General features: G+C 26.4%; 30 protein-coding genes and 4 tRNA genes. 8 read left to right on the top strand and 26 right to left on the bottom strand.

The annotated features are described in order from the left end of the window. Positions 1–34 precede the first annotated feature (34 nt). Positions 35–271 (top strand): LSM domain-containing protein, encoded by a 237-nt coding sequence (locus QW117_00790; protein ID MEM3405496.1) that lies wholly within the window; start codon positions 35–37, stop codon positions 269–271. 46 nt (positions 272–317) lie between these two features. On the opposite strand, the gene rnz is transcribed toward QW117_00790, so the two are convergent. The 5 genes from rnz to trxA all read right to left on the bottom strand — a co-directional run bounded on the left by rnz (position 318) and on the right by trxA (position 3,284). Then, positions 318–1,217, bottom strand: coding sequence for a ribonuclease Z (rnz, locus tag QW117_00785; protein ID MEM3405495.1), 900 nt, complete (start codon positions 1,215–1,217; stop codon positions 318–320). 71 nt (positions 1,218–1,288) lie between these two features. Next, positions 1,289–1,363: transfer RNA gene (locus tag QW117_00780), tRNA-Arg, on the bottom strand. Between the two features lie 24 nt (positions 1,364–1,387). Continuing rightward, positions 1,388–2,005 (bottom strand): DNA integrity scanning protein DisA nucleotide-binding domain protein, encoded by a 618-nt coding sequence (locus QW117_00775; GenBank protein MEM3405494.1) that lies wholly within the window; start codon positions 2,003–2,005, stop codon positions 1,388–1,390. Positions 2,006–2,020: 15 nt separating this feature from the next. Then, positions 2,021–2,926, bottom strand: a complete 906-nt coding sequence (locus QW117_00770; GenBank protein ID MEM3405493.1) for an FAD-dependent oxidoreductase — start codon at positions 2,924–2,926, stop codon at positions 2,021–2,023. Between the two features lie 22 nt (positions 2,927–2,948). Continuing rightward, positions 2,949–3,284 (bottom strand): thioredoxin, encoded by a 336-nt coding sequence (gene trxA, locus QW117_00765; GenBank protein ID MEM3405492.1) that lies wholly within the window; start codon positions 3,282–3,284, stop codon positions 2,949–2,951. A gap of 144 nt (positions 3,285–3,428) precedes the next feature. On the opposite strand from trxA, the gene QW117_00760 reads away from it, so the two are divergent. The 3 genes from QW117_00760 to QW117_00750 all read left to right on the top strand — a co-directional run bounded on the left by QW117_00760 (position 3,429) and on the right by QW117_00750 (position 6,513). Beyond that, positions 3,429–3,500, top strand: a tRNA-Cys gene (locus QW117_00760). 174 nt (positions 3,501–3,674) lie between these two features. Next, positions 3,675–4,802, top strand: coding sequence for a tryptophan--tRNA ligase (locus QW117_00755; protein MEM3405491.1), 1,128 nt, complete (start codon positions 3,675–3,677; stop codon positions 4,800–4,802). A 46-nt stretch (positions 4,803–4,848) separates the two neighbouring features. After that, entirely contained in the window at positions 4,849–6,513 is a 1,665-nt protein-coding gene (locus QW117_00750; GenBank protein MEM3405490.1) for a glycine--tRNA ligase, read from the top strand. Here QW117_00750 and QW117_00745 read toward each other — a convergent pair. Continuing rightward, positions 6,510–7,085 carry a hypothetical protein gene (locus tag QW117_00745; protein ID MEM3405489.1) on the bottom strand — a complete coding sequence of 192 codons (576 nt, stop codon included), beginning with the start codon at positions 7,083–7,085 and terminating at the stop codon, positions 6,510–6,512. The two genes, QW117_00750 and QW117_00745, sit on opposite strands and share 4 nt — an antisense overlap. 19 nt (positions 7,086–7,104) lie before the next feature. Continuing rightward, positions 7,105–7,176: transfer RNA gene (locus QW117_00740), tRNA-Ala, on the bottom strand. 37 nt (positions 7,177–7,213) lie between these two features. On the opposite strand from QW117_00740, the gene QW117_00735 reads away from it, so the two are divergent. Beyond that, positions 7,214–7,579: an HIT domain-containing protein gene (locus QW117_00735; GenBank protein ID MEM3405488.1), complete on the top strand. Its 366-nt coding sequence runs from the start codon at positions 7,214–7,216 to the stop codon at positions 7,577–7,579. A gap of 26 nt (positions 7,580–7,605) precedes the next feature. On the opposite strand, the gene QW117_00730 is transcribed toward QW117_00735, so the two are convergent. From QW117_00730 to QW117_00640, 19 genes are all read right to left on the bottom strand, one after another. Then, positions 7,606–7,678 (bottom strand) — tRNA-Met (locus QW117_00730). 87 nt (positions 7,679–7,765) lie between these two features. Further along, a complete protein-coding gene (locus QW117_00725; GenBank protein ID MEM3405487.1) occupies positions 7,766–8,401 on the bottom strand; it encodes a hypothetical protein in 636 nt (211 codons plus the stop codon). Between the two features lie 31 nt (positions 8,402–8,432). Next, entirely contained in the window at positions 8,433–8,615 is a 183-nt protein-coding gene (locus QW117_00720; protein MEM3405486.1) for a 30S ribosomal protein S17e, read from the bottom strand. 40 nt (positions 8,616–8,655) lie between these two features. Further along, positions 8,656–9,618, bottom strand: coding sequence for a hypothetical protein (locus QW117_00715; GenBank protein MEM3405485.1), 963 nt, complete (start codon positions 9,616–9,618; stop codon positions 8,656–8,658). Positions 9,619–9,725: 107 nt separating this feature from the next. Continuing rightward, entirely contained in the window at positions 9,726–10,250 is a 525-nt protein-coding gene (gene endA / locus QW117_00710; GenBank protein MEM3405484.1) for a tRNA-intron lyase, read from the bottom strand. A 108-nt stretch (positions 10,251–10,358) separates the two neighbouring features. Further along, entirely contained in the window at positions 10,359–11,474 is a 1,116-nt protein-coding gene (locus QW117_00705; GenBank protein MEM3405483.1) for a permease, read from the bottom strand. 1 nt (position 11,475) lies between these two features. Beyond that, positions 11,476–11,718: a thioredoxin family protein gene (locus tag QW117_00700; GenBank protein ID MEM3405482.1), complete on the bottom strand. Its 243-nt coding sequence runs from the start codon at positions 11,716–11,718 to the stop codon at positions 11,476–11,478. Then, on the bottom strand, positions 11,715–11,975 hold the full coding sequence (locus tag QW117_00695; GenBank protein ID MEM3405481.1) for a metalloregulator ArsR/SmtB family transcription factor: 261 nt from the start codon (positions 11,973–11,975) through the stop codon (positions 11,715–11,717). The genes QW117_00700 and QW117_00695 overlap by 4 nt, the downstream gene beginning before the upstream one ends. Before the next feature lie 111 nt (positions 11,976–12,086). Beyond that, complete coding sequence (locus QW117_00690; GenBank protein MEM3405480.1) at positions 12,087–12,293, bottom strand: hypothetical protein; 207 nt, start codon at positions 12,291–12,293, stop codon at positions 12,087–12,089. Between the two features lie 7 nt (positions 12,294–12,300). Next, entirely contained in the window at positions 12,301–13,752 is a 1,452-nt protein-coding gene (locus tag QW117_00685) for an N-6 DNA methylase (protein ID MEM3405479.1), read from the bottom strand. A 2-nt stretch (positions 13,753–13,754) separates the two neighbouring features. Beyond that, positions 13,755–14,669 carry a hypothetical protein gene (locus QW117_00680; protein MEM3405478.1) on the bottom strand — a complete coding sequence of 305 codons (915 nt, stop codon included), beginning with the start codon at positions 14,667–14,669 and terminating at the stop codon, positions 13,755–13,757. Continuing rightward, positions 14,666–15,835 carry a restriction endonuclease subunit S gene (locus QW117_00675; protein ID MEM3405477.1) on the bottom strand — a complete coding sequence of 390 codons (1,170 nt, stop codon included), beginning with the start codon at positions 15,833–15,835 and terminating at the stop codon, positions 14,666–14,668. Before QW117_00675 ends, QW117_00680 begins: the two co-directional genes overlap by 4 nt. Continuing rightward, positions 15,816–16,427 carry a M48 family metalloprotease gene (locus QW117_00670; GenBank protein ID MEM3405476.1) on the bottom strand — a complete coding sequence of 204 codons (612 nt, stop codon included), beginning with the start codon at positions 16,425–16,427 and terminating at the stop codon, positions 15,816–15,818. The genes QW117_00675 and QW117_00670 overlap by 20 nt, the downstream gene beginning before the upstream one ends. Beyond that, on the bottom strand, positions 16,408–17,067 hold the full coding sequence (locus QW117_00665; protein ID MEM3405475.1) for a hypothetical protein: 660 nt from the start codon (positions 17,065–17,067) through the stop codon (positions 16,408–16,410). Before QW117_00665 ends, QW117_00670 begins: the two co-directional genes overlap by 20 nt. After that, positions 17,064–17,444 carry a hypothetical protein gene (locus QW117_00660; protein MEM3405474.1) on the bottom strand — a complete coding sequence of 127 codons (381 nt, stop codon included), beginning with the start codon at positions 17,442–17,444 and terminating at the stop codon, positions 17,064–17,066. The genes QW117_00665 and QW117_00660 overlap by 4 nt, the downstream gene beginning before the upstream one ends. 56 nt (positions 17,445–17,500) lie before the next feature. Then, positions 17,501–17,842 carry a DUF2283 domain-containing protein gene (locus QW117_00655; protein ID MEM3405473.1) on the bottom strand — a complete coding sequence of 114 codons (342 nt, stop codon included), beginning with the start codon at positions 17,840–17,842 and terminating at the stop codon, positions 17,501–17,503. A gap of 2 nt (positions 17,843–17,844) precedes the next feature. After that, a complete protein-coding gene (locus QW117_00650; GenBank protein ID MEM3405472.1) occupies positions 17,845–18,156 on the bottom strand; it encodes a hypothetical protein in 312 nt (103 codons plus the stop codon). Between the two features lies 1 nt (position 18,157). Further along, positions 18,158–20,887, bottom strand: a complete 2,730-nt coding sequence (locus QW117_00645; protein ID MEM3405471.1) for a DEAD/DEAH box helicase family protein — start codon at positions 20,885–20,887, stop codon at positions 18,158–18,160. A gap of 177 nt (positions 20,888–21,064) precedes the next feature. Then, positions 21,065–21,292 carry a thioredoxin family protein gene (locus tag QW117_00640; GenBank protein MEM3405470.1) on the bottom strand — a complete coding sequence of 76 codons (228 nt, stop codon included), beginning with the start codon at positions 21,290–21,292 and terminating at the stop codon, positions 21,065–21,067. A 470-nt stretch (positions 21,293–21,762) separates the two neighbouring features. Between QW117_00640 and QW117_00635 the strand changes: the two genes are divergently transcribed. The 3 genes from QW117_00635 (at position 21,763) to leuS (ending at position 25,230) form a co-directional block, all read left to right on the top strand. Next, complete coding sequence (locus tag QW117_00635; protein MEM3405469.1) at positions 21,763–22,050, top strand: hypothetical protein; 288 nt, start codon at positions 21,763–21,765, stop codon at positions 22,048–22,050. Next, positions 22,011–22,565, top strand: a complete 555-nt coding sequence (locus QW117_00630; GenBank protein MEM3405468.1) for an amidohydrolase family protein — start codon at positions 22,011–22,013, stop codon at positions 22,563–22,565. The genes QW117_00635 and QW117_00630 overlap by 40 nt, the downstream gene beginning before the upstream one ends. Before the next feature lie 169 nt (positions 22,566–22,734). Further along, complete coding sequence (leuS, locus tag QW117_00625) at positions 22,735–25,230, top strand: leucine--tRNA ligase (protein ID MEM3405467.1); 2,496 nt, start codon at positions 22,735–22,737, stop codon at positions 25,228–25,230. Positions 25,231–25,232: the final 2 nt, after the last annotated feature.

Here is a 25,232-nt window from a genome sequence, read left to right as displayed (position 1 = left end):
AAAACTTTTTAAATAAAAAAATTAATTTTCTTTTATGGTTAACGAAATTGAAAGACCTTTGGACTTATTGAATAATAGCAAGGGAAAAGAAATTTTAGTTCAATTGAAAAATGACAAACAATTGGTTGGAACTTTGTTAGCATTTGATATACATGTAAACATCGTTCTAGATAATTCGAAAGAAATAGAGAATGGAGAAGTTAAAAAAAATCTTGGACTTACTTTTCTAAGAGGAGATACAATAATTTATATATCTCCTTCTAAAGTTTAAGCGTTATTATTAAATTTTCGCATAAAGAAAATATCTATAGTAAGAACTATATTTCTATTTTTTCTAAATCATTTGCTAATTTTGTTTCTTTAAATATTTTTCTTGCTTCATTTAACAATATTTTCTCTTTATTTTCATATCTTTGACTTATATGTAATAAAATTAATCTTTTACATTTAGCTTTTTTTGCAATTAAAGCAGCTTCTTCAGAAGTAAGGTGATAATAATTTATCGCTTTTTCTTTATCAATTTTACTATAACTTGCTTCACAGATCAACAAATTAGAATTTTTTGCAATTTCTATCATATTATTATTAAAAGAACTATCCAAAACAAAAGTTATTTTTTTACCTTTCTCTTTGTAAGTAAGATAAGATGCTTTTACTTTCTTCCCATTTAGAATTATATCTTTTCCTTCTTTTAATTTTGCTAATTCTTTACATTCTTTTATTTTTAATTTCTTTAATTTTTCTTTATCTATTCTAATTTTATCTTTTTCTATGAAGGAATATGCTAAGCAATAAGTAGCGTGTTTCATTCTTTTTGCTTCTATATAATAATCTTTTTCATTTATTATAATTCCTTCGTCAACTTCATGAATTTCTAAATTAATTTTTCCTTTAAAAACAAACATCTTTAGAATAAGATTTAAGAAATTATAGGTTCCTTTTGGGCCATATATATCTAATTTTTTATTATAACCATTTAATACAAGAGTTTGAAGTAATCCTGGTAAACCTAAAATATGATCTCCGTGCCAGTGAGTAATTAGTATTTTTGTTAAAGAACAAGGATTTAATTTCATTTTTCTTATTTGTCTTTGAGTTCCCTCTCCGCAATCTATTAATATATTTTCTGCTTTATAATTTAACCATATTGCTGTATGATTTCTTTTTTCTGTTGGAATTGCATGGGATGTTCCTAAAAAATATATCGGTATTTTCATATTTAATATAATAAATTATATTTTAAGAAATTATCTATTTTATAAAATATTTTATTAAAATATTACTAAAATGCTCCCGGAAGGATTTGAACCCTCGACCCCCGCATTAGAAGTGCGGTGCTCTATCCAGACTGAGCTACGGGAGCATATATTATACTATTTTTTTATATTTAAAATTTCTTTGTTTTTCTTTTTTCTTGTATTTTTCTGAATATGTAATAAGGAGCTGCAAATAAAATTATTCCAGGAAAAATAGATACTCCAAGACCAGGGATTAAAGTAGATATACTTACAGAAGATAATGTTCCAAACCCTAAACTTTCTAATAGCTTAAAAGTTTCATTTACGTTTTTTTGTATATTTTTTTCTAAAGTGTCAAATTGTAATATTATCTTTCCTTCCTTAAATATTTTAACTTTTTTTTCTTCTTCTGAAACAAGAATTGCAATTGTATCTTTATTTAATGAAGCATTATAAGCAGCAATGTGTCTTGTACCAAAACCTTTAAATATTTTTTTTGATTTAATAAAAGCTCCATAATCTTTTATCATCCCTTTTGAATTTACTATTACAGCTCCATCTATTGTTCCAATAGACATTAATATCTTTTCCGCTCCTTTTTCAAAAATTGAAAATGGTTTTATTTTTTGTTTTAATAATCTTTTGTATTTACAGCTATCACTAATTATAAATAAAGCACCTCCGCCTTTTCTTGCTATTTCTATTCCTACTTTTATTAAAATTTCTTCTATTTTTTTTCTTTTATTTTCACTTTTTTTTGCTTTCATTTTTCTATTTTTCTTTTATTTTTCCTTTTCTTTTATAAAGTTATAAGCAGAAAAAGCAGCAATTGCTCCCTCTCCACATGCTGTAATTATTTGTTTTAAATTGTTTGAAGTTATATCACCAGCTGCGAAAATACCTTTAATATTTGTTTCTTGTTTATTATTTACTTTGATATAATTATTTTCAAATTTTATTTTCAAATTTTTAAATATTTCTTTATTAGGAACATATCCTATTTCTATAAATAAACCATCAACTTTAATTTTTTTATTATTATCTAATCTTATTTGTTCTAATTTTTCTTTTCCAATTAATTCTTCTATATTCCTATTGAATAAAATTTTAATTTTTTTATTTTTCTTTATTTTATCTACTAAAATTTTATCCGCTCTAATGAAATCTTTTTTTCTGTATATTATATAAACTTTTTTAGCATATTTGCTTAGTAATAAAGATGAATTTAATGCGCAATTCCCCCCTCCTACGACAGCAACAATTTTATTTTTATAAAAAGGAGCATCACAACTAGCGCAATAATGAATTCCCTTTCCTAAAAATTTATCTTCATTTTTTAAATTTAATTTTGCTTTTTCTCTTCCTGTTGCTATTATTATTGTTTTTGAATAATATCTATTTTTATCTGTTAAAATAGAAAAAAATTTTTTCTCTTTTTCTATTTTTTTTACAACCTCTAATTTTTCCTCTACTTTTAAATTTTTTATTTGTTCATAAATTCTTTTTGTTAATTCAATACCAGAAATATTTTTATAAGAAGGAAAATTTTCTATGTTGTAAGCTTCTGTCATAGTCCCGCCTAATAAAGAATATATAAGTAAACATTTTAATTTATACCTTCCAGCATATAGAGAAGCTGTTAAACCAGCGGGACCAGCACCAATTATAATCAAGTCATAAATTACCATGTTTAAATAAGAAAAAATATACTTATAAATTTTTATTTATCCATTTTTCTATTTCTTCTTCCGGAATTAGACCTATAAATTCGTCAGTAATCTCGCCATTTTTTATCATTTTTACTGAAGGTATAGTTGTAATATTATATTTTTTTGCTATATAAGGTGTGTCATCTATATTAGCTTTTGCTAAAATAAATTTTCCATTAAATTTTTTTGCTAAAGATTCTAATATAGGGGATAACATTAAACAAGGCATACACCAATCAGCCCAAAAATCAACGACTATTGGAATTTCTTTGCTTTTATTTATAACTTTTTCTTTAAAATTATTTTCATTCACTTCTATTATTATTTCTTTTTTCATTTTCTATAAAATTAAATAAAAAATTTTATATTAACCCTTAATTATTTAACTAACTAAAAAGTTATTATTATAAATAGTTTATAAATTTTTTTCATTTTAGGAAAAAGGAAATATTTAAAATAACTAATTAGTTTTATTAATTAGGCGTGGGTGGCACAGTGGTACTGCGGCAGCCTGCAGAGCTGCTTTTCGGGGGTTCGATTCCCTCCCCACGCTTAAGAATAATATTAGAGAAAAGAAAACAAATTATAGAAGAAGCAAAGAAAAAAGCATAGATATTCTAATTTTAAAAAAGAATTTTATTAAGAAAAAATAAATTAAGTATACATTATAATAAAGGTATTTTTCATAATAAGTAACTTTATAAATAAAGTTAGTTTAAATTTTAATATGCAAAGAGATTTTAAAGTTACACCTTGGGAAGTCTCTGGTAAAATTAATTATGATGAGTTTATAAAAGAATTTGGAATTTCAAAAATTAATAATAAACTCCTTGAAAGAATTAAAAAGCATACAGGCGAATTACATCCAATGTTAAGAAGAAAGATATTTTTTGCTCATAGAGATCTAAATTGGCTTTTAGACGAATATGAAAAAGGAAATAAATTTTTTTTATATACTGGAAGAGGACCATCCGGGCCTGTACACTTAGGGCATTTAGGAACATGGATATTCACTAAATGGCTCCAAGATAAATTTAATGTAGAATTATTATTCCAATTTACAGATGATGAAAAATTCCTGTTTAAAGAAAAATCTTTCGAGGAAATACAAAAATGGACTTATGAAAACATGTTGGATGTTATAGCTGTTGGATTTAATCCTGATAAAACTCATTTTTTAATAGATACTAAACATGCTAACTTAATTTATCCAGAAGCAATAAAATTTGCCAAAAAAATAACTTTATCTACTGTAAAAGCTGCCTTTGGATTTAATGATTCTAACAATATTGGACAAATTTTCTATACAAGTATGCAAGCTGTTCCTGCAATTATTCCTAGCATACTAAAAGGAAAAAATATACCTTGTTTGATACCTCTAGCAATAGATCAAGACCCTCATTTCAGAGTTGCCAGAGATGTTTATCCTAAATTAGGATTTTACAAACCATCATTGATTCATGGTATTTTTCTTCCACCATTATCAGGGGTTTCTGGGAAAATGGATAGTAGTGGGAATAAAGATAGAGATGCAATACTTACAACTGATACTCCAGAAGAAGTTGAAAGAAAAATAAAAAAATATGCTTTCTCTGGTGGCCAGCCAACAATAGAATTACACAGAAAACTTGGAGGCAATCCTGATGTTGATATAAGTTTTCAATATTTAAAAATGTTTTTTGAGCCAGATGATAAAAAACTAAAAGAAATTGAAGATAATTATAGAAGGGGAAAAATGTCAACAAGCGAATTAAAAGCTTATTTAATAGAAAAGATAAATGCTTTTCTTAAAGAACATCAAAAGAAAAGAAAGGAAGCAAAAAATCTTATTGAGAAGTTTATTTTTAAGATATAAAATTTATTTTAATAAGATTTATAAAATTGATTTAACCACTACATATATGTTTATTGTTAAGAAAAGAATAAATGGAAAAGAATATTATTATGCAAGAACTAGTAAAAGAGAAAAAGGAAAAATTAAATCAATAACAATCGCTTATTTAGGTAAAACAAAAGAAGAAGCAGAAAAAAATTTCCAAAAAATTTTAAAAGAATTTAATGAAAAAAATAAAATGGAAGAAATAGAAAAAGAAAATAAAATAAAATTAACTATAGAAGAATTAGCTAGTTTTTGTAAGAGAAAAAGTTTTATTTTTAAATCAAGTGAAATTTATGGGGGTTTATCTGGTTTTTGGGATTATGGGCCGTTAGGAGCAGAGCTTTTTAATAACTTAAAAAAAGATTTTCTAAAATTTTTTTTGTATAATAGAGATGATATGGTTTTTATAGAAGCGTCAATTATAAGTCATCCAAAAACTTGGTATGCCTCTGGGCATGTATCAAATTTTCAAGATTTTGCTGCTGTATGCAAAAAATGCAAAAAAGCAATTAAATTAGATAAATCAGAAATAAATAACAAAAAATGTGATTGTGGTGGCAATTATGAATTATTGGGAAATTTTAATTTAATGTTTAAAACTAATGTTGGAGCCTTAAATCCTATAGAAACTTATTTAAGACCAGAAACAGCTCAAGGAATGTTCCTTAATTTTAAAAATATCTACGAAACTAGCAGAGTAAAATTACCTTTTGGTATATTACAAATAGGGAAATGTTTTAGAAATGAAATTTCTCCTAGAGATTTTATTTTCAGAAGCAGAGAATTTACTATAGGAGAATTTGAATTTTTTATTAATCCTAATGAGAATAAATGTAATCTATTAGATGAAGAACATTTAAATTTAAGATTAAAATTACTTGACAAAGAAACTCAAGAGGCTGGAAAAGAAGAGATTAGAGAAGTAACTATTAAAGAGATGATAAAAGAAAAAAGATTAGAAGAATGGCATGCTTATTGGCTTGCAGAACAAATAATGTGGTTCAATAAACTAAACTTAATAGATAATATTAGAGTAAGAGAACATAAAAAAGATGAATTATCTCATTATTCTTCAGCAACTTTTGATATAGATTACGAATTTCCATTCGGAATTTTAGAAATAGCGGGAATTGCAAATAGAGGACAATATGATTTAACACAACACGAAAAAGAAAGTAAAGAAAAATTAAGTATTTATGATGAAAAAACAAAATTAAAAATAATACCTAAAGTAATAGAACCGACTTTTGGTATGGATAGAATATTCTTAGCTATAATATGTAAAGGTTATGAATATGATGAAAAAAGAGAAAATATAGTTTTGAAAATTCCATCTTATTTGGCTCCGATAAAAGCAGCAATTTTTCCTATAGTAAAAAATGAAAATTATGAAAAATTAGCAAAAGAAATATATAAAGAATTAAAAAAAGAATTTAATGTTTTTTATGATGATAGTGCTAGTATAGGAAGAAGATATGCAAGACAAGATGAAATAGGAACACCATATTGTGTGACTGTTGATGAAGAGTCTATAACTAAAAAAGATTGCACTATTCGTGATAGAGATACAACACAACAGATTAGAGTAGATATAAAAGATTTAAAAAATACCTTAAAGAAATTAATTGAAAAAGAAATTAAATTTGAAGATGCTGGTAAAATTGTTAATACAAGAAAAAAAATTTAATAATTCTTCTTTAATATTAAATATTCTCTTTCTAAAGATTTTATTGATCTCTCATATCCAAAAACTTCTTTTAGTGTAGCTTGTATTTTTTTAAAATCGGGATGTCCTTTTTTTATTTTTTGATGTAAATACCGATGATCTTTTGCCATGGCTAGAATCATTTTCTTTTCTAAATTTTTAAATGGTTTTTTATCTCTAGCTTGTAATCCTTTCAATGTAGCTTTAATCCTTTTTTCATAATTATTATAATTTTTATTATGTATTCCTTTTTGATTAAGATATGCAGTAAGACCTCCAACACCAGCCCACTTTTTTTGAATTTTTTCTTTCAAAATTCTTCTTTCTTTTTCAGGAATTAGTAATTTTAAAGCTTTACCTACAGTAGACATACCCACTTTAATTGATACATTTAAAGGAAAATAATTCTTCATTATATCATATTTAATGACAATTTCTCTTTGAGAAAGTCCATTTTTATAATCTCTTGCAATTTCTGGCATATCCTTAGCTATTTTTTTTGCTATTCTTTCTTCTTCTTTTATTAAAAAAGTAAATAAATCTCTTTCTAACATTTTATTAATTAATTTTTTATGGACCCATCGGGAATCGAACCCGAATCTCCTGACTGCCAGCCAGGTGTAATAACCATTATACTATAGGCCCTAATAAAATTTAAATATTGTTTTATATTTTAAATTTTATGATAAAAGAAAATATGATAAAAGAAAAAGAATGTATATTTTGTAAAATTGCAAAAAAAGAAATAAAAACAGAAAATATTGCAGAAACAAATAATTTTTATGCTTTTCCTGATGCAAATCCTATCTCTAAAGGACATACTTTAATAATTCCTAAAAAACATTATATAGATTTATTAGAAATAGACGAAAAACTAGGAGAAGAGTTGTTAAAGATAATTAAAGAGGTTGGAGAAAAAAAATTAAAAGAAGGGGCTGAAGGTTTTAATCTTATTGTTAATACAAAGCCAGCAGCAGGACAAGTAATTATGCATTTACATTTTCATATCATACCAAGAAGAAAAGGAGATAATGTTAAATTACATTAGTAAAATTTCTCAATTTTTTTATTTAATGGCTGTGGGGAGAATTGAACTCCCGACCTCGGCCTTATGAGAGCCGCGCTCTAACCACTAAGCTACACAGCCAAAATTAAGAATAAAAACATATTTTAAAAATTTATTATTTTTATTTATCTTTATATTTTATTTCTTTAAGAATACAAGTAATAATCTTTATCTTTTAGAGCGAATATTTTTTTTATTTCTTTTCTTACTTTCATTAAATAATAGAGCAATAGAAAAGAAAAAAGCAATAGTGTTTAAAATAAACCCTATAATAAAAATCATTGTTGCTCCTCCAATTATGTATAAAATTCCAGTAATTTTAGAATATTTAACTTCTTTTAAATTCTTTATTCCAACACCAAATAATATAGATAAAATAGAAGCTATTACAAAAACAATAAATAATAATATTAATATTATGAAACTAAGCATTATTAAATAAGGTTCATTATCTATATTAATATTATTTTGAGCACTCGCTAAGCTAATAGAAGATGTTATTAATGAAATAAACATCAAAAAAATTATAATTATATAACTAACTATGAAAATCCAAGAAACTACTTTTAATAAATTATTTTTATACCTTTTTCCAATTTCTAAAAAAGCTATATAATAAAATAATATTCCAAAATAAATGATAATATTTAAGAAAATAAAGAATAATTGATTTGAAAATATATTACTGACTTCTTCTTCATAAATAATAATTTTTAAATAATAGTAAAGGATAAATATAGAGGAAAAAATTGATAAAATCTTTGCAATTAATCCAAAAATAGCACCTATTTTTAATTTATTCATCTTTTCTTAATGAATTATTTATTTATAAATTTTATCTTTGCTTTTCTTCTTTCTTTAATCTTGTAATATAACCAGAAATCATATTTCTTAACCTTTTACTTTCTATAATACCATTTAATAATATTTTATTTTTCTCAAAATCTTCATCGAAATTGAATATTTTTTTTAATTCCTTTGCCGTTCTTTTAATAAGAGATGTTTTTATTCTTCCCATTTTTCTTTAGTCAATTTTAAAATATTTAAATATTTCTATTTTAATTTACTAAATCTTTTAGCTCTTTAAATTTAATTAAAGTTTTCCATTCTTGTAAATAATAAAGAGCCTTTTTATTTAACTTCCCATCTGAAATAAATAAAAGAGGCAATCTATGTCCTTGTGCTTTTTGTAAATAAAATGCTAAATCTACTTCTGATATAGTTTTTTTTGATTTAAAAACACAGTAAAACATTATTTTTCCTATATTAGAATCGATTCTAACAATAGCTTCTAATTCTTTTTTTCCAATTTCTTTTTGTTCTATTATTTCTATATTTGCTTCATGTAATTTTTCTTTTATCTCTTTAATGAAAGTAGATTCTTCTATAACCCTATCTTTTTTTCTCTTTATTTTTTCTTGTGTATCTTCTATTATTTTCTCTTCTTTTTTCTTCTCTTCTTTTTCTATTATTTTTTCTTTAAATTCTTCTTTTGATTCTTTAGATGTATATTCTGATTTAATCCCTTTTTCAACAATGCTTGTTGATGGAATGCTTTTCTTTCTTATTATTTCTTTTGCTTTTTCTATTGATTCATCTTCTGTGGTCTTAAAGTATCTCCAAAATAAGACTTCTTGAGAATCTATTTTTATAGTAAATGAAATTGCAAAGTCTTTCAAACTTCTTAAAGCAACTCTTATCGCTGGAGGTAATTCATTGTCTTGTAATACTAAATTTGATTTTAATAATAAGAATGCTTCTTTTTCTTTTCCTATTAGGTAATTAGAAAAATTTTCTAACATACTAACATTTTCTTCTAAATAATAAAGAGGGCTTCCACCTATTTTTAAATTACTTATCTTTATTCTTTTTTCAGAGGATAATTCAGAAAGAAAAGCTGAAGTAAATAATGTATTAAGATTTATTGCTTTTGAAATATGAATAGGTAAACTAGGTCCATTATTTTTTAAAAATTCTATAATCCTATTTTTTATTTCTTCTCCATTAACTTTTTCTACCATAATTCATTATGTAAGAAGATAGTTATAAATTTTGTTGTTATAATTTGATATAAATAGTTAAAGTTAGCTTTTTAAAATTATCTTGCGAGTTAACGAAGTGAGCGAGTTTATATTTTTATCCAGCTTACTTCATAATAAGTTACATCTTCTTCTTCATCAACTACTGCTATTAATAAATTCTTTTTTGTAGAATGAGCTATTCTACTTTTAGCAGATAACTCTTGCATTGTTATTTTATCTGATTCTTTTAAAGGATATAAAATCCATTTTGCGTGCTCTTTATTTTTGTGGGGTTTAGTTCCTTTTTCATAAACTCTAAACTCAGCCCCAAACTTTAATGCGGTTTTTACAACATAGCCTTTACTTCTTAAATCTTTAAAAACTATATACTTAATAGGTATTTTTTTGTCTTTTTTTGATATAATCGAAAAAAAATTTTCAAAATTTATTTTTTTATTTTCAAATATTAATTCTATTTTTTCTTTTTCAAGCAAATATAAAGTTTCAAATATAGAATATATTATTTTTCCTTCTTTTTTTTCTCCAAACCATGATTTTTCATAAAGAGTAAAAGCCTCGCTACAATTACTATAACAAGAATTTCCTGTAAATATAATTTTAAATTTTTTCATAATTATATAACATTAATTTGGCTTTTTATATTTAAGGTTTTTTAATTATGGTTAAGAGACAATTTTAAAGAGAATGAAGGATAGATGCAAAACCTTATAACGAACATTTTAAAAAAATAAACCAAAAATCAATCCAGCAATTGTTGAATAAACAATCACTAAACCAACATATGTTATTGTTTTCTTTGTTCCTAAAACTTTTCTTATAACTAACATATTCGGTAAACTTAAACTCGGACCAGAAAGAAGCAATGTAAGAGCAGGACCAGAAGCCATACCTTTAGCAATCAACGCCTGAATTATTGGAATTTCAGTTAAAGTTGAAAAGTACATAAATGCTCCAAATATTGAAGCAATCAGGTTTCCAAATATCGTGTTGCTGCCTACTAAACCTTCTATTAATGTTTTAGGTAGCAAAGACATTATAAATCCTGCAATAAAAACTCCTATAAATAATAATGGCAAAAGAATTTTAGCAAAATTCCAAGTTTCCTCTAACCACAATTTTGTTGAATTTTTTTTGAACTTAAACAAAATAATAAGAACTACTCCTAATGTAAAAGAAAACATTAAAAAATATTTAAGCAAAGTGTTTATTTTTAAGCCATTTACAACGAGAATTCCAATAAGCATAAGAAAGAAAGCGGTTAAAACAATGTTAGAAATTTTTGATTCTTCTTTTTCATAAATTATTAGCTTTTCTTTTTCAACCTTTTCTTTAAATATGAATTGCATAGTTAAACCAGTAAGAATCGATATGAGAATAACAAAAAATATTCTTGCTAAACCAATTTTTATTCCTAAAACAGACATTGTCAAAAAAATTGCGGTAATATTTATTGCAGGACCTGCGAAAAGAAAAGTTATTGCCGGGCCTAAACCCGCTCCTCTTTTTCTAATTCCAGCAAATAGCGGCAAGATTGTACATGAACATACAGTCAATAATGCACCTGAAACAGAAGCAACACAATAAGAAACATATTTTTTTGCTTCATGCCCTAAATATTTCATAACTTTTTCTTTCTTAATAAAAACAGAAATCGCCCCAGCAATAAACAAAGCAGGCAACAAACAAGTTAAAACGTGTTTCTTTGCATAATCATGTAACAAATCAAAAGCTGATAAAATTGAATTTCTGAACCATTCTGTATCCGAAGGAACAAAGTATAGCAAGCTAAAGATAACTACAATCCAGATAAGTATATTCCAATCTTTTCTTTCCATATTATTTAGAACCCTTTTTAATTATTTCAAGAAGTCTTTCTTCATTTGGTGGCATTCCAACATTAGCAACTTTTCCATTAATAAATAAAACAGGACTTCCCATCACTCCAAGTTCAATTAGTTCATTGATGTCTTCAGAATACTCGATATCTGCCTTAATTTTTCCTTCATCTTTAAGTTTCATAACCAATTGATAAAGTTTTTTGCATGTTGGACATCCAGAGCCAATAACTTTAATTTTCATTTTTCCTCCAATAATTTTATTAATTTAGTTACTCGATTGTCCTTAATTTTATAATAAATTTTTTTGCCTTCTCTTCTCGATTCTAATATTCCATTTTTTTCTAAATTATTCAAATGAATAGAAACAGTTGATTGTGTTCTCTTAACATAAGGAAATATTTCACAGACACATCTCTCACCATTCATTAGAATTTTAACTATTTTTAGTCTTGTTTCATCTGCTAAGGATTTCAAGATATTAAGATTTTCTTCAACCATAAAACATATTGATATACATCAATATATAAACCTTTCGTTTGAGAATAGAAATCCTAAGGATTAAGATCCCAATAATTTCTTAGTGATATCAACTTTTAAAAAAATACTCTTTCACAACTCGTTTAAATCTAAAACTTTCCACTTTGAGAAATCATTTTGATTAAACTCATAAATATCTTTGTCATTTAAGTAGAGTATTTCATCACCTTTTCTTTTTTGCGCCAAAATACCACCAATTAATTTTTTACCCTTTCTGCTTTGTTCTTTTATGTATTTTTGCAATGCTTCAGCTTTTGCTTTCGCATCTTTTGCCGTCATTCCGCTTTTAGAGATTTATTTCTTTTAGCCCAGCAATAATTTCCTCTTCTAGCTCTAAAATTTTTTTCTTTAAGATCTCCGGTTTTTCATATTTAACTTCTTCATATTCAACTTCTCTATATTTAGAAATACTTAAGTCATAATCATTTGCTTTTATCTCTTCAACTGGAACAAAGAAATGCTTTTTTCTTCTGTCTTCATTAGGTTCTTCTTTTCTTTTTTCAAATCTTTCTAATATATCAGGAATATCATTTTTATCAATCTCTACTCTTTTATCATCTAAACTAAAACCATCATTCTCCATATCATAAAACCAAACTTTTTCTGTTGGTTCTCCTTTTGTAAAGAATAAAACAGCAGTTGAAACTCCTGCATAAGGTTTGAAAACTCCTGAAGGCATTGAGATAACTGCATCTAATCTGCATTTTTCTAATATCATTTTTCTTATTGCCTTATGCGCTTTTGAATTTCCAAACAAAACTCCATCTGGAACAATTACCGCGCATCTTCCTTGAGGAGCAAGTGCTAAAATCATTAATTCTAAGAATAAAAGCTCGGTCTTTTTTGTCTTAACACTAAACCTATCACTTATCTCTGCTTCATTTATACTTCCTTTAAATGGCGGATTAGCAAGAATTAAGTCATATCTGTTTTCTGGTATTTCTTCATCTCCTGCTCTTGATAATGAATTCAACCTTTTTATATTTGGTTTTTTTATTCCGTGCATCATTAAATTCATTAGAGCTATTCTTGTCATTGTTTCATCTATATCATAACCATAAATTGATTCCTCGTCTAGAATTTGTTTTTGTTTTGCTGTTAATGTGCTTACTCCTTCTTTTTTGTTTTTATCAAGAATATATTCATATGCTGTAACAAGAAAACCTCCTGTTCCACAAGCAGGATCTAATATTGTTTCGCCATACTTTGGTTTTGCTAGTTCTATCATCATTTTAATTATATGTCTTGGTGTTCTAAATTGTCCGTTTTTCCCAGAGATTTGTAGCTCGCTCAATAAATACTCATAAATATCTCCTTGTGTGTCTCTATTTCTTTCTTTGATGTGCATGTCATCAATTATTTTAACAGCTTCTATAAGCAAAGAAGCAGTCGGTATTGAGAAGTTTGCATTTTTCATATACTCTTTATATAAAGAATCTCCATCTCCAAGGTTTCTCATAAACGGAAATACTTTGTCTCTTACATGATCTAGTATCTCTTCAGCAGGCAAGTTGCTCCAATAGCTCCATTTACAATCTTCATGTCCTTCAAATATAGATTTATATTTTAGGCCAGCAAAATCCGCCTCTTGCTTTCTTTTATTATCTTCATCTTCAAGTCTTTTCATAAAAAGAAGATAACTCATTTGTTCAATTGCAGTTATTGGATTAACTAATCCTCCTGACCAAAACCTATCCCATAACTTTCTTATTTGCGATTTAAGCTGTGCGTCGAGCATTTTTATTTTCCTCCTACATTATTAGGTTTATTTACAGAATCTACTTTATCAAGATATACTTCTAAATGTTCTATAGCTGAATTTAAAATTTTATAAATTCTTGGGGAAGCTTTTACTATTCCCAAATTTTTATTATAATTTGAATAACCTATTTTATCAGTATCCGGATAATTTGATGTAAAGTAATGCGGAAATGTTATAAATGAAACACAAGCTAATTTAGTAAATGAACTGACTAATTGAGGCATTATTGAAAAATCTAATCTATCTTTTAATGATTGAGATTTCTCCGATATTAATGAAAGAGATTTATTTACAACGTTACTTATTTTTTTATTTATGTTTTCATCAAATATTTTATCCGCCTTTTCATAAGAATTTATCAATAAATTAATTTTTTCCTCACTTGCTTTTAATATTTCATTAATTTTTGTATTATCACTGACAAATTCTTTGATCTCTTTGGGGTCCTTATTAATAATATTGGGCTGTAAGGTATTAAGAATTTCAAGATAAGACTTGTACGGTTCTTTTTCCATTAATATCTTAAAAGTTATTGGAGAATCATGACCAATATTGAATAAATCCTTTTTTTCAATTCCAAAAGTTGCCAAACCATAAGATTTAATTATTTTCTCAGTTGCTAAAACAAGGTTAAATATTGCCGTAGCATATCTCTTTTTTTGATATGCGACTTTGTATAAAATTAAGTTGTCTTTTGCACTATTTAAAAAATCTTTTGCGAGTTTGATTTTATTACAGTCAAACCTTAAATTACTAAAGGAGTTTATAAATTTCATTATATTTATTTGTTGTGAATCGTCTATTTTAGTACCCTCCGGCATTAAACTGTTCAATGAATCTCTTATCTTATTCCAATCCGTTTCTTTTTGTTTATCAATCTCCTTCATTTTCATTTTACCAGCTCCCCCCTAAATGCTTTTTGCATTAGAGAATTAAACATTTCATCAATTTTCTTCTTGCTTTCAAGCTGTTTTTCTTTTAGCTTTTCAACCTTCTCAACTATCGAGGCAAATTTTTGCTGAAGCTCGATGGGCGGGAGAGGGATTTTTATTGATTTTAATTGTTTTGAAGTTATCGCTTTAAACGTGCTGCCTGCTCCTAAATTTTCAATCTGATTTTTTTTATAAATAAAAAAATAAAATAAATACTCAACAGATATATTTTTTGATGGTTTTATTGATGCTAAACCTCGACCAATACAAGATTTAATTTTATTAATATTCACATCACCTACAGGTGCTCTTACTGAGATTAAAATTGAATTAGGTTCTGCAATTTTTAAAGGATAAGTTGTCCATTTTTTTACTATGGGATACTTTTCAGTAAATTCTGCTTTTCCTTGAAAAAAAGGCATTCCTTTTTTTCTCTCATTGTAAGAATTTCCAGGAGGCGATTGTCCCATGATTATCTCTGTAACTTCCTCCAGCTCAACCTCCTCAAACTTATCCTTTTCTTTCAAAAACATCTCCGCAAAAACGCTCTTTAAATATTCATCAGCCAATTTTATGGCCTGCTCTCGTTTTTCTTTCAGCTTTTCAGCTTTTTCTAAAATAGCGACGATTTTTTTCTGGGTTTCGATGGGCGGGAGAGGGATTTTTATTTTAGCTATTTCTTCATTTCTAATCCCTTTCTGCGTTGCTCCAGAGCATAATGAATCTTTAATTTTATTAAATTCATTTGTAATAAAAAAATATTTTAAATATTTAGGATAAACTTTGTTTTCTTTACATCTTATTCCTGCAAAACCAGTAGACAAGATATATTTTTTTATTTCATCTTTATTATTTTCATCAAAAACATAAACTTTTAATGTCGCTTGCATTTTAGCAAACCAAACAGAATTAAGAACCGGTTGCATATTTGCCCTAGAAGGTCTATTTTTAAAAGTTATCTTAGCTTCAATTTTTTCTATTTTAGTAGCTTGAATTGATTCTGTTGATAAATAATCTTTTTCTCCTTCAAATTTTTCTATACCGCTAGATAAAATTTCAAAAAATTCTGAATCCCCAAGCTCAACCTCTTGCCAGCCTTCTGGAAGTTTAGTTTTTTGTGTTGTCATTTTGTTCTAAAATTGTTTTAATTCTATTAACCCTTTCTTTCATAGTGGGATGATAATTTATAATCTTATATAATTTAATAAATAAAGAATAATTTTTCTTTTTTTTAATATGTATCGATTTTAATGAATTTTCTAATAACTTTGAAACGTTTTTTATCTTATAATGCTCTTTTAATCGAGAACAAGCAAATAAATCAGCTTCAAATTCATCTTTTTTTAAGTAATTAAAAGAAAGTCTAAATACTGAAAAAAGGATAACTAAAGAAAGTATAAAAGAATAAATAAACTTCATTTTAAAAAGCCAGATGTTAAAAATGCAAAAAGAAAAAAAAGATAAGATGAGGGATGAAATAATTACATATTTTGATCTTTGTTTCTTTGTAGCATGCGCTTCTTCATGAAGGAGGATCAATCTTAAATAATTTTTGTTAAGATTTTTAAAAGAAGGATTAAAAAAAATAGTATTTCCTAAATTTTTAAAATTTGAAAAAAATTTACTTTCTTTTAACTTTCTTTCTTTTCTTATTAGTCCTTTTTCTTTTAATTCTTCAAAAACCTCTACTACATTTGTTCTAGTTTTTTGTGTTGTCATTTTCTTCATTTGTTATATTTAGCTCATCAAATATTTTTTCAAATTTTTTTCTATCTTCTTCATTACTTTCATCTTTCAATTTTTTTATATAATTTTCAAAATCTTTTTTAATATCCTCCAAAAATAAATGGGGGTTAATCTCAATAAGTCTTTCATTTATATTTAAAGCCCTTAGATAATCGCCACTAATTTTTACGGATTTACCGACCATTCCTGTATGAAAGAGGCCGCATCTAACCTCTTTATAAAAATTATTGAGAATTTCGTCAATTTTTTCTTTTTTTTCTAATTCAGGATATATTCTTATTAAACCTTCTTTAAAAAATTCTTTAGATTTTCCCTTACTTATTTTCCCGTTAATATACTGTTGAATCCCTTCAACGTAACTTAAAACAATCTGAAGAATAACAAAACCACTATCTCTTAAAGATTTTAGTTCAGTCGCTATATCTAAAAACCATCCTTTGACCCTATCTTCATAAATTAATATTTTTGTATTTATTTCTTTAGGATTTAAACCATGATCTTTAGAATACTTTTCCAAAAAGTTTTTTTCTGACCATATTTTAAAATTTTCTTCTTTAATTATTTTTCTGTTAAATATAGATTGAATATAACTTTTACTTATATATTTCTTCATCTCACTAACCTCCTTGGCACAGGAACGCTTTTTTTATTTTTTCTTTGGAGTAAATCGTCTCTTTCTTTTAGTTTTAGATGAATTTTGTTGAACAAATCTTCCATGAACTCCGGAGAAAGATCCTCTAAAATTGTTTTTTCTTCTCCATTATCAAGCTTAATTTTCCAGATAAATTTATCTTCTTTACTATCAAAATCAATTATATTCTGGCCAGCGATGTTTGAAATATTGCCTGAATTAATTTTTTCATTAATTGCTTCTCTAATAAATGTGGAAACATCTACTCCTAACTTATCACAATAATCTTGTAGTTGTAAATCTTCTGTTTTATCTAGCTTAACTGTTCGGGGTCTATTGTAGGTTTTGCCATTAACCATAAAAACTAAAAAAAGACCAGATTTTTAAACTTTGGGATTCCTTTGTAATCCCTATATTAATATTCCAAAACAGGGCTTTTTTCTTTTATAAAGGGAATCAAAATATTTGCTGTTTCCTCTATTCTGTTATCTGAAACGCTAAATTTAATAGCTTCCATATTCTTAAAATTAAAAATTTCAATTCTTATATCTTTTATTTTTGAAACTTCTTTTATTTTTGAAAGAATTTTAGAAAAAACTTCTGTGACATTTAATATTTGCATAGCCACTAAATTGCCTTCTTCATCAAAATCAAAAACAAAATTTCCTAATTCAATCGCACCCGAAGATTTTTTCCCCTCTAAATAAACAAATAAGTCGTCATTCTCTTCATCATAATTAAAATTAAATTTTTCCATTTTTATCCTATCGCCTTCTGCCAATCCCTATTTATTTTAATAACTGTTACTATAATAATCTTTCTATTTAGAGTTAGTACATAACGGTGATAAAAATGTTTTGAATAAGCAAAATAACAATCATATTTTTCTTCATTTTCTTTTTTCGATTCTTGCTGCCTAGCATAAACTAACCTAGAAGGATTTAATATGTTTTCTTTAATATCTTTTAAAGAAACATTTCTAACAAAGGCCTGAAATTCAGCGTGTTTAGTTAATATTATGTCTTCTTCTTTGTAATTTTTTAGTTTGTTCTTTAATTTTTCTAAATCCATTTTATCTAATCCTAATCTCTTCTACCTTTCTGATTATGCTATCAAGCTGTTCTCTGCTAAACTTCTCTAGAGGTCTTTCTTCTGCAAGAGGAAATTCAACAAAATCTTTTTTATCAAGATGTTTGTTAATTGCAAAGAAACTAGAAAGCATTCTTAAAAAACTAATTTGTTCTGCATTATATTCTTTGTTGTTTTTAATAATGAGCTCTTCAAATTGTTGTTTTATCATATCTTCTGGATTAGATAAATCTTTTAATTCAAGAATATCTCTCAAAAAAAGAACAAAATCCCGGCTTTTTTGAATGTTCTCAATTGTCCAAGAAGGATTTAGTTTTGCAAGCTCTTGTGATATTTGATATAATTCTTTCCATGTAACTCCTTCTTTAATCATCTTTTGAACAAGAGCGCTTTTTTTAAACTCCTCAAATCTTTTGTCCTCTTTAATTTGCATTTTGAAATTCTCAACCTCCAAAACAAGATCGGGGGCATCTACTCTTATAATCCTCTTCTTTTCTTTTTCATAGTAAATCATTAAAGGAGCGATCTCTCTAATAAGAAAATCAACATCCTCAAACGTTAGCTCTTGCCAAAACTTTTCTTGTAAAACTCGTTTAATTTGTTCGTCTTTTTTCTTTACTGCTTCTAAATCAGATTCCCATACATTAATAACTCTTTCTGTAACAAACTCTTGAACTTTAGAGATGCTTTCAATGTCGCTTTCTTTAATATATTTAAATAAATCGATACAATTAGAAATAAATGTTTGTACTTTTCCATCTCCAAATTCAGAAAACTTTAATAAAGGAGCGATTTCTCTTTTTATCTCTTCTATGTGCTTTTGTAAGTCATATTGTTTTGAAACTATTTTCTTTATTATTGGAATTTTATCTCTAACAATAAAGGACTTTGTATCTATTTTTCCAATTCTTTCAATAATATGGCTCTCGATTATTTCTTTTTCTCTTGGATTAAGATTTTTTTTCAGGAGATCTAATTCTTTTTTAAGAATTTTTTCTCTTATGTCTTCACTTAGTTTTTTTTCCTTACTCACTTCTAACTGATGCTCTAAAACATTAGAAAAATCTCCAAATTTAAAATCAAGAATTCTAAAATCTTTTTTATCATGAACTCCATCATAATTTGGAAGCCATTCTTTATGCTTGCAAGCAGATAAACTTCTTGTACCTCTTCCGACCATCTGCCAAAACCTAATAGGAGAGAAAACAGGAGTGACAAAAACGAGATTACAAACTTCTGGAATATCGATTCCCGTATCAAGAACCCCAACAGAAATAGCCACCCTAGGAGATGATTCTTTCATAAACCTTTCAACAGCATCCATATATCTATCGTATTCAGAAACAATAACTTCGGTTTCGTTACATAGATTTGGGTAAAGTTTATCAAAACACTTTTTTATTGCTTTGGCATGATCTACATTCACGCAAAAAAAGATAGATTTACAAGGCTTTCCGTCTTCTGTTTTATGACAGCGATTCATAAACTCTCTAATAATTAGTTCATTAGTTTTTTTATCTGTAAAGTATCTAGCAAATTTTTTTCCAGGAACCTCAAAATGATCTGGATCCTCGTCCTGTTTCATTAATTCTGTTTTAAGTTCTTTATCAAGCTCCATCCCTCTTATTCCTAATTTTAATACTTTAGTTTCAATAATCTGAGCATCATAAGGAACAAGAACGCCATCACGAACAGCTTCATCATAAGTATATTCTGCAGTAGGTTTTCCTCTTTCACATTCAAATAAATCATAAGTATTTTTGTCCTCAGTTTTAGAAGGGGTAGCAGTTAAACCAATTTTTAAAGCATCAAAATATTTCATGACAAGATTTTGTTTGTCATAATAAGAACGATGCGCTTCATCGAAAATTACTAAATCAAAAAAACCAGGACTAAACTTTTGAAATAGTCTTTCTCCATCGTTTTGTTTAGCCATAAGGGTCTGAACAGTTGAAACATAAAATCTTTTATCCTTCGTAAACTCTTGCTCATTTAATAAACAAGAAGGAGTTGAAGAAAAAAATTTCTGGAATCCATCATAAAATGCCTGCCTACCAAGCGAAATTCTATCAACAACAAATAAAACATTTTGTATCCATCTGGCCTTAACTAAAGCATGAATTATCGCCATTGCTACTCTTGTTTTCCCTGTTCCAGTAGCCATTGTTATTAAGGCGCTTCTGTTACTTATATTAAAGTGATTTAAAATTTGTTTTACAATTTGAATGCTTTTTGACCTATCAACAATATTTGTATTTATTTCTATTTTTGTGAGATCACTCTTATTTTTTGAGAGATTAAGTCTTCTTTGTAAATCTTCTTGCGAAAAAGGACCGGAAATTTCTCTCAGAGGATAATTTTTTTCCTTAAAATACCATTTTTTCCCATTAGTAAGAAAAGCGGGAAGAATGTAACCTATTTGTTTTTCAATATCTCTTTGATAGGTATCAGCTTGAATTCTTCCTTTTTCAGGATCTAGTGAGAATCTTTTTGCTTCAATTATTGCAATAGGTGAGCCATGTTCATCTAAAAGAAGATAATCAATAAACCTTCCTTCCTCTTTCCCATCTATTGTTTTTAAAGAATAAATCTTTTTTTTAAAGTTTGATTTAAGAGAGTTAACTTCTTTTTTTATGTATTCATCTCTCCAGCCTTCCTTTCTCAAAAGAGGGTCTATGTATTGTTCTCTTGTTTCTTTTTCAGGTAAGTTCATAATATTATTAAATAATTCCAACTTTTAACTTTTTCTTTTTGTCTTCTTTTGCTTCTTGAACTTCTCTAACTCTCTAATTAGCTCCTCTTTTGTCCAACTTGAATAATCTTTTTTAGGCATTTTTATTCTATTTTTTTTAGTTTCTATTGTAGATTTTTTCTTAATTTATTAATCTTTTTATAACCACTTCTTTATTTCCTCAACTTCTGGAATTCTACCATATGCTTTTAATTTTCCATCAATTGCTATCGCAGGAGTAGCCATAACTCCTCGATTTATTATTTCATTAAGGTCTGTAATTTTTACAATTTCGGCTTTTTTGTTTTTCTCTTCTAATGCTTTTCTCGCATTTTCTTCTAGTTTTTTGCATTTTGGACAACCCGAACCAAATATTTCTATCTTCATTTTTCCTATTCCTTAATTAATTTAAATATAGTTTCTATTCCTTTATCTTTTATCCTAGATTAAATATTAATACTTTTTATAAATTTTTCTTTTAAGAAAATTTAAAATACTTAACTTATTTAATAATTTAATATATAAATTAATTGAGAATCTATAAAAGCATACAAAAAAGAAAGAATTAAAAGTTAAGTTTGTCTTATGATATTATGAATTTGTCAGAAAAAGAAACAAGAGAAAAATTAAAGAGAGTTTAAAATAATGTGCCGCCCCGTCTTATAACAAAAACAAGAAATCTACTAAAATTTTTCATCGCAACCCATTTTTACTTTCCTCATAGCTTCGCTTCGGCAACTTCGTTTATCCGCATATGTTAGGCGTAATTCAGAATTCGGCTGCCTCCGCAACCACATACTCCAAAATACAGAGATATTTTCAATAAATTTATAAAAAACTTTTCCCCAGTATAAGTTATGATAATTGATGCACATCTCCATCTTCCCGTTGTTAAAAAAAATTCTACCTTTGAGCAATCTAAGAAAAAACTTCTTTCTGATTTGAAGAAAAATAAAATTGATTATGCAATTCTAATTCCAGATAATCTTCATGATTCAAGGATTGGGGATTTGGATGTTTGTTTAGAATTAATAAAAAATGAGAAAAAACTTTTTTTATTAGGGACCATAGATATTAGAACAGAGGAAAAAGAATGGATAACTAAATTGGGTTCGTTACTTCAAGAAAAAAAATCAAAGGAATAAAGATTTTTCCAGGACATGATCCAATTTATCCAACGGATAAAAGATTAATGCCGATTTACAGACTTTGTGTAAAACATAACTGCCCTGTAGTTATCCACACTGGATGGAATTCAAATCATCCAGAAGTTGCAAAATACAACAATCCAAAACATATTATAAAAATTGTAAAGAAATTTCCTAAATTACGAATTATAATATCTCATTATTATTGGCCAGAAGTAGAATATTGTTATAGAATAACAAGAGGTTTCAAAAACATCTATTTTGATACTTCTGCTCTTGCAGATGAGGAAGTTATAAAAGAAACAGGTTTAGATAAAATAAAAAAAGTTTTAGAGCAATCAATTAAAGACAATCCTGAAAGTGTTTTATTTGGTACGGATTATGCAATGTGTGATATTAAAGAACATATTAAATTGATTAATTCTTTAAAAATTTCAAATGAAAATAGGGAAAGGGTTTTTTGGAAAAATGCAAATAAATTATTTAGACTAAATTTAAGAAAGCGCCCTTGAAAATATTAAGAATCTATTCAGCCACCACTGATTCTAAACTCAAAATCCTTAGGATTTTTTCATGTTTTGCTGGCTTTCATTTCTTTCAAAGAGTTTAATAGGATTTATATGCAATTTAGAAAACAACTTCTTCAAAAGTTTTAAATATGCTGTTAAAATAAATTTATTTATGAAAAAAATAAAAGAGATTAATTTTTCTGCTATAGAAAAAAAATGGCAGAAAAAATGGGAAGAAAAGAAAATTTTTCAAGTTAAAGAAGATAATAAGAAAAAAAAATTTTATGTTCTAGAGATGTTTCCTTATCCGTCTGGTTCTGGTTTACATATGGGCCATGCCTTTAATTACATCATAGGTGACATTTATGCAAGGTTTAAGAGAATGTTAGGTTATAATGTATTATACCCTATGGGTTATGATTCTTTAGGATTGCCTGCTGAAAATGCAGCAATAAAAGAAGGAATACACCCTAAGTTATATACAGAAAAAGCAATAAAAAATTTCATTAAACAACAAAAATCATTAGGCTTAAGTTATGATTGGTCTAGAGTTATTAAAACACATGATTCTGATTATTATAAATGGGATCAATGGATATTCTTAAAAATGTTTGAAAAAGGATTAGTTTATAGAAAAAAAGCTCCTGTAAATTTTTGTAAAAAATGTAATACAGTTTTAGCTAATGAACAAGTACATGACGGAAAGTGTTGGCGTCATACAGACACAGAAATTGAAATTAGAAATTTAGAACAATGGTTTTTTAAAATAACAGCATATGCAGATGAACTTTACGAAGACATAGACAAATTAGAAAAATGGCCAGAAAGAATAAAAATAATGCAAAAAAATTGGATAGGAAAAAGTTATGGAACTGAAATAATTTTTAAAATAAATAATGAAGATTGGAAAATTTTTACAACAAGACCAGATACATTATATGGTGTTACTTTTTTAGTAATATCTGCTCAACATCCAAGATTAATGGAATTAGTAACTAATGAGCAAAAAGAAGAAGTAAATAAATTCTTAAAAAAATTAAGATCAACATCTGAAAAAGAATTAAAAGAACTAGAAAAAGAAGGTGTTTTTACAGGAAGTTATGCTATTCATCCATTAACAAAAGAAAAAATTCCAGTTTATGCTGGAAATTTTGTTATTGCAGACTATGCTTCTGGAATAGTCATGGCAGTTCCTGCTCATGATCAAAGAGATTTTGAATTTGCAAAGAAATATAGTATTCCTATAAAAATTGTAATACAGCCATATAATAAGAAATTATCAGAAAAAGAAATGACAGAAGCATATACAGAGGAAGGAATAGTTGTTAATTCAGATATTTTTAATGGTTTAGATAGTAGAGAAGCAAGAAAAAAAATAACAGAATTTTTAGAAAAAAATAATTTAGGTAAAGCAACAATAAACTACAAACTAAGAGATTGGCTTATTTCAAGACAAAGATATTGGGGAACACCTATACCAATAATTTATTGTGATAAATGTGGAATTGTTCCTGTCCCTGAAGAAGATTTGCCAGTAAAATTACCAAAAAATGTTAAATTCGGAGAAGGAAATCCATTAAACACAGCAAAAAAATGGATAAATACAAAATGTCCTAAATGTAAAGGAAAAGCAAAAAGAGAAACAGACACAATGGATACTTTTGTGAATAGTAGTTGGTATTTCTTAAGATATACTGATCCAAAAAATAATAAAGAAATCTTTGATAAAGAAAAAGCAAACTATTGGGTTCCTATTGATTTATATATAGGAGGTGCTGAACACGCTTGTATGCATTTAATCTATTTTAGATTTTATACAAAATTCTTAAGAGATTTAGGATTAATAAAAATAGATGAACCAGCAATACATTTATTTAACCAAGGAATGTTACATGGTAATGATGGCTATGTTATGAGTAAATCAAGAGGCAATGTTGTATTGCCAGAAGAAATAAGTAAAAAATATGGAATTGATACAGCAAGATTATTTTTAATGTCGCAAGCATCTTTGGATAAAGATCTCGTTTGGAGTTCTAGCGGAATAGAAGGAAGTTTTAGATTTATTAATAGACTTTTTAAATATTTTAAAAAAATAAATAATAACTTTGGAAAATCAAGTGCTAAATTAGAATCTAAATTAAATAAAACTATAAAAGAAGTAACAGATGATATAGAAAATTTGAGATATAATTTAGCTATAATAAAATTAAAAAAACTTTTTGATTATATAGAATCAGAAGAAAAAATATCTAAAGAAGATATAGAAATTTTTCTTAAATTATTATCCCCATTTTGTCCTCACATAACCGAAGAATTATGGAATAAGTTAGGAAATAAAAATTTTATAAGTTTAGAAAAATGGCCTGTAGCAGATGAAAGTAAAATTAATGAAAAATTTGAGGAAGAAGAAAAAATAATAGATAAAACTGTAGAGGATATTAAAAATATAATGAAAATATTAAAAGAAAAAAATAATAAAGAAGCCAAAAAAGTTTTTCTTTATGTAATACCAAATGAAATTGAATTATACAATAGAGAAAAGAAAAAATTAGAAAAAGAACTAAATTTAAATATTCAAATCTTTTCAGTGAATGATAAAAATAAATATGATCCTCAAAATAAATCTCAAAAAGCTAAACCAAACAAACCATCTATATATATAGAATAAAA

This window comes from Candidatus Pacearchaeota archaeon (genome assembly GCA_038874355.1).
Taxonomy (GTDB): domain Archaea; phylum Nanobdellota; class Nanobdellia; order Pacearchaeales; family GW2011-AR1; genus JAVZCO01.
Note: the sequence above shows the minus strand (reverse complement) of the source record. Positions and strands in the feature narration are given on the sequence as shown.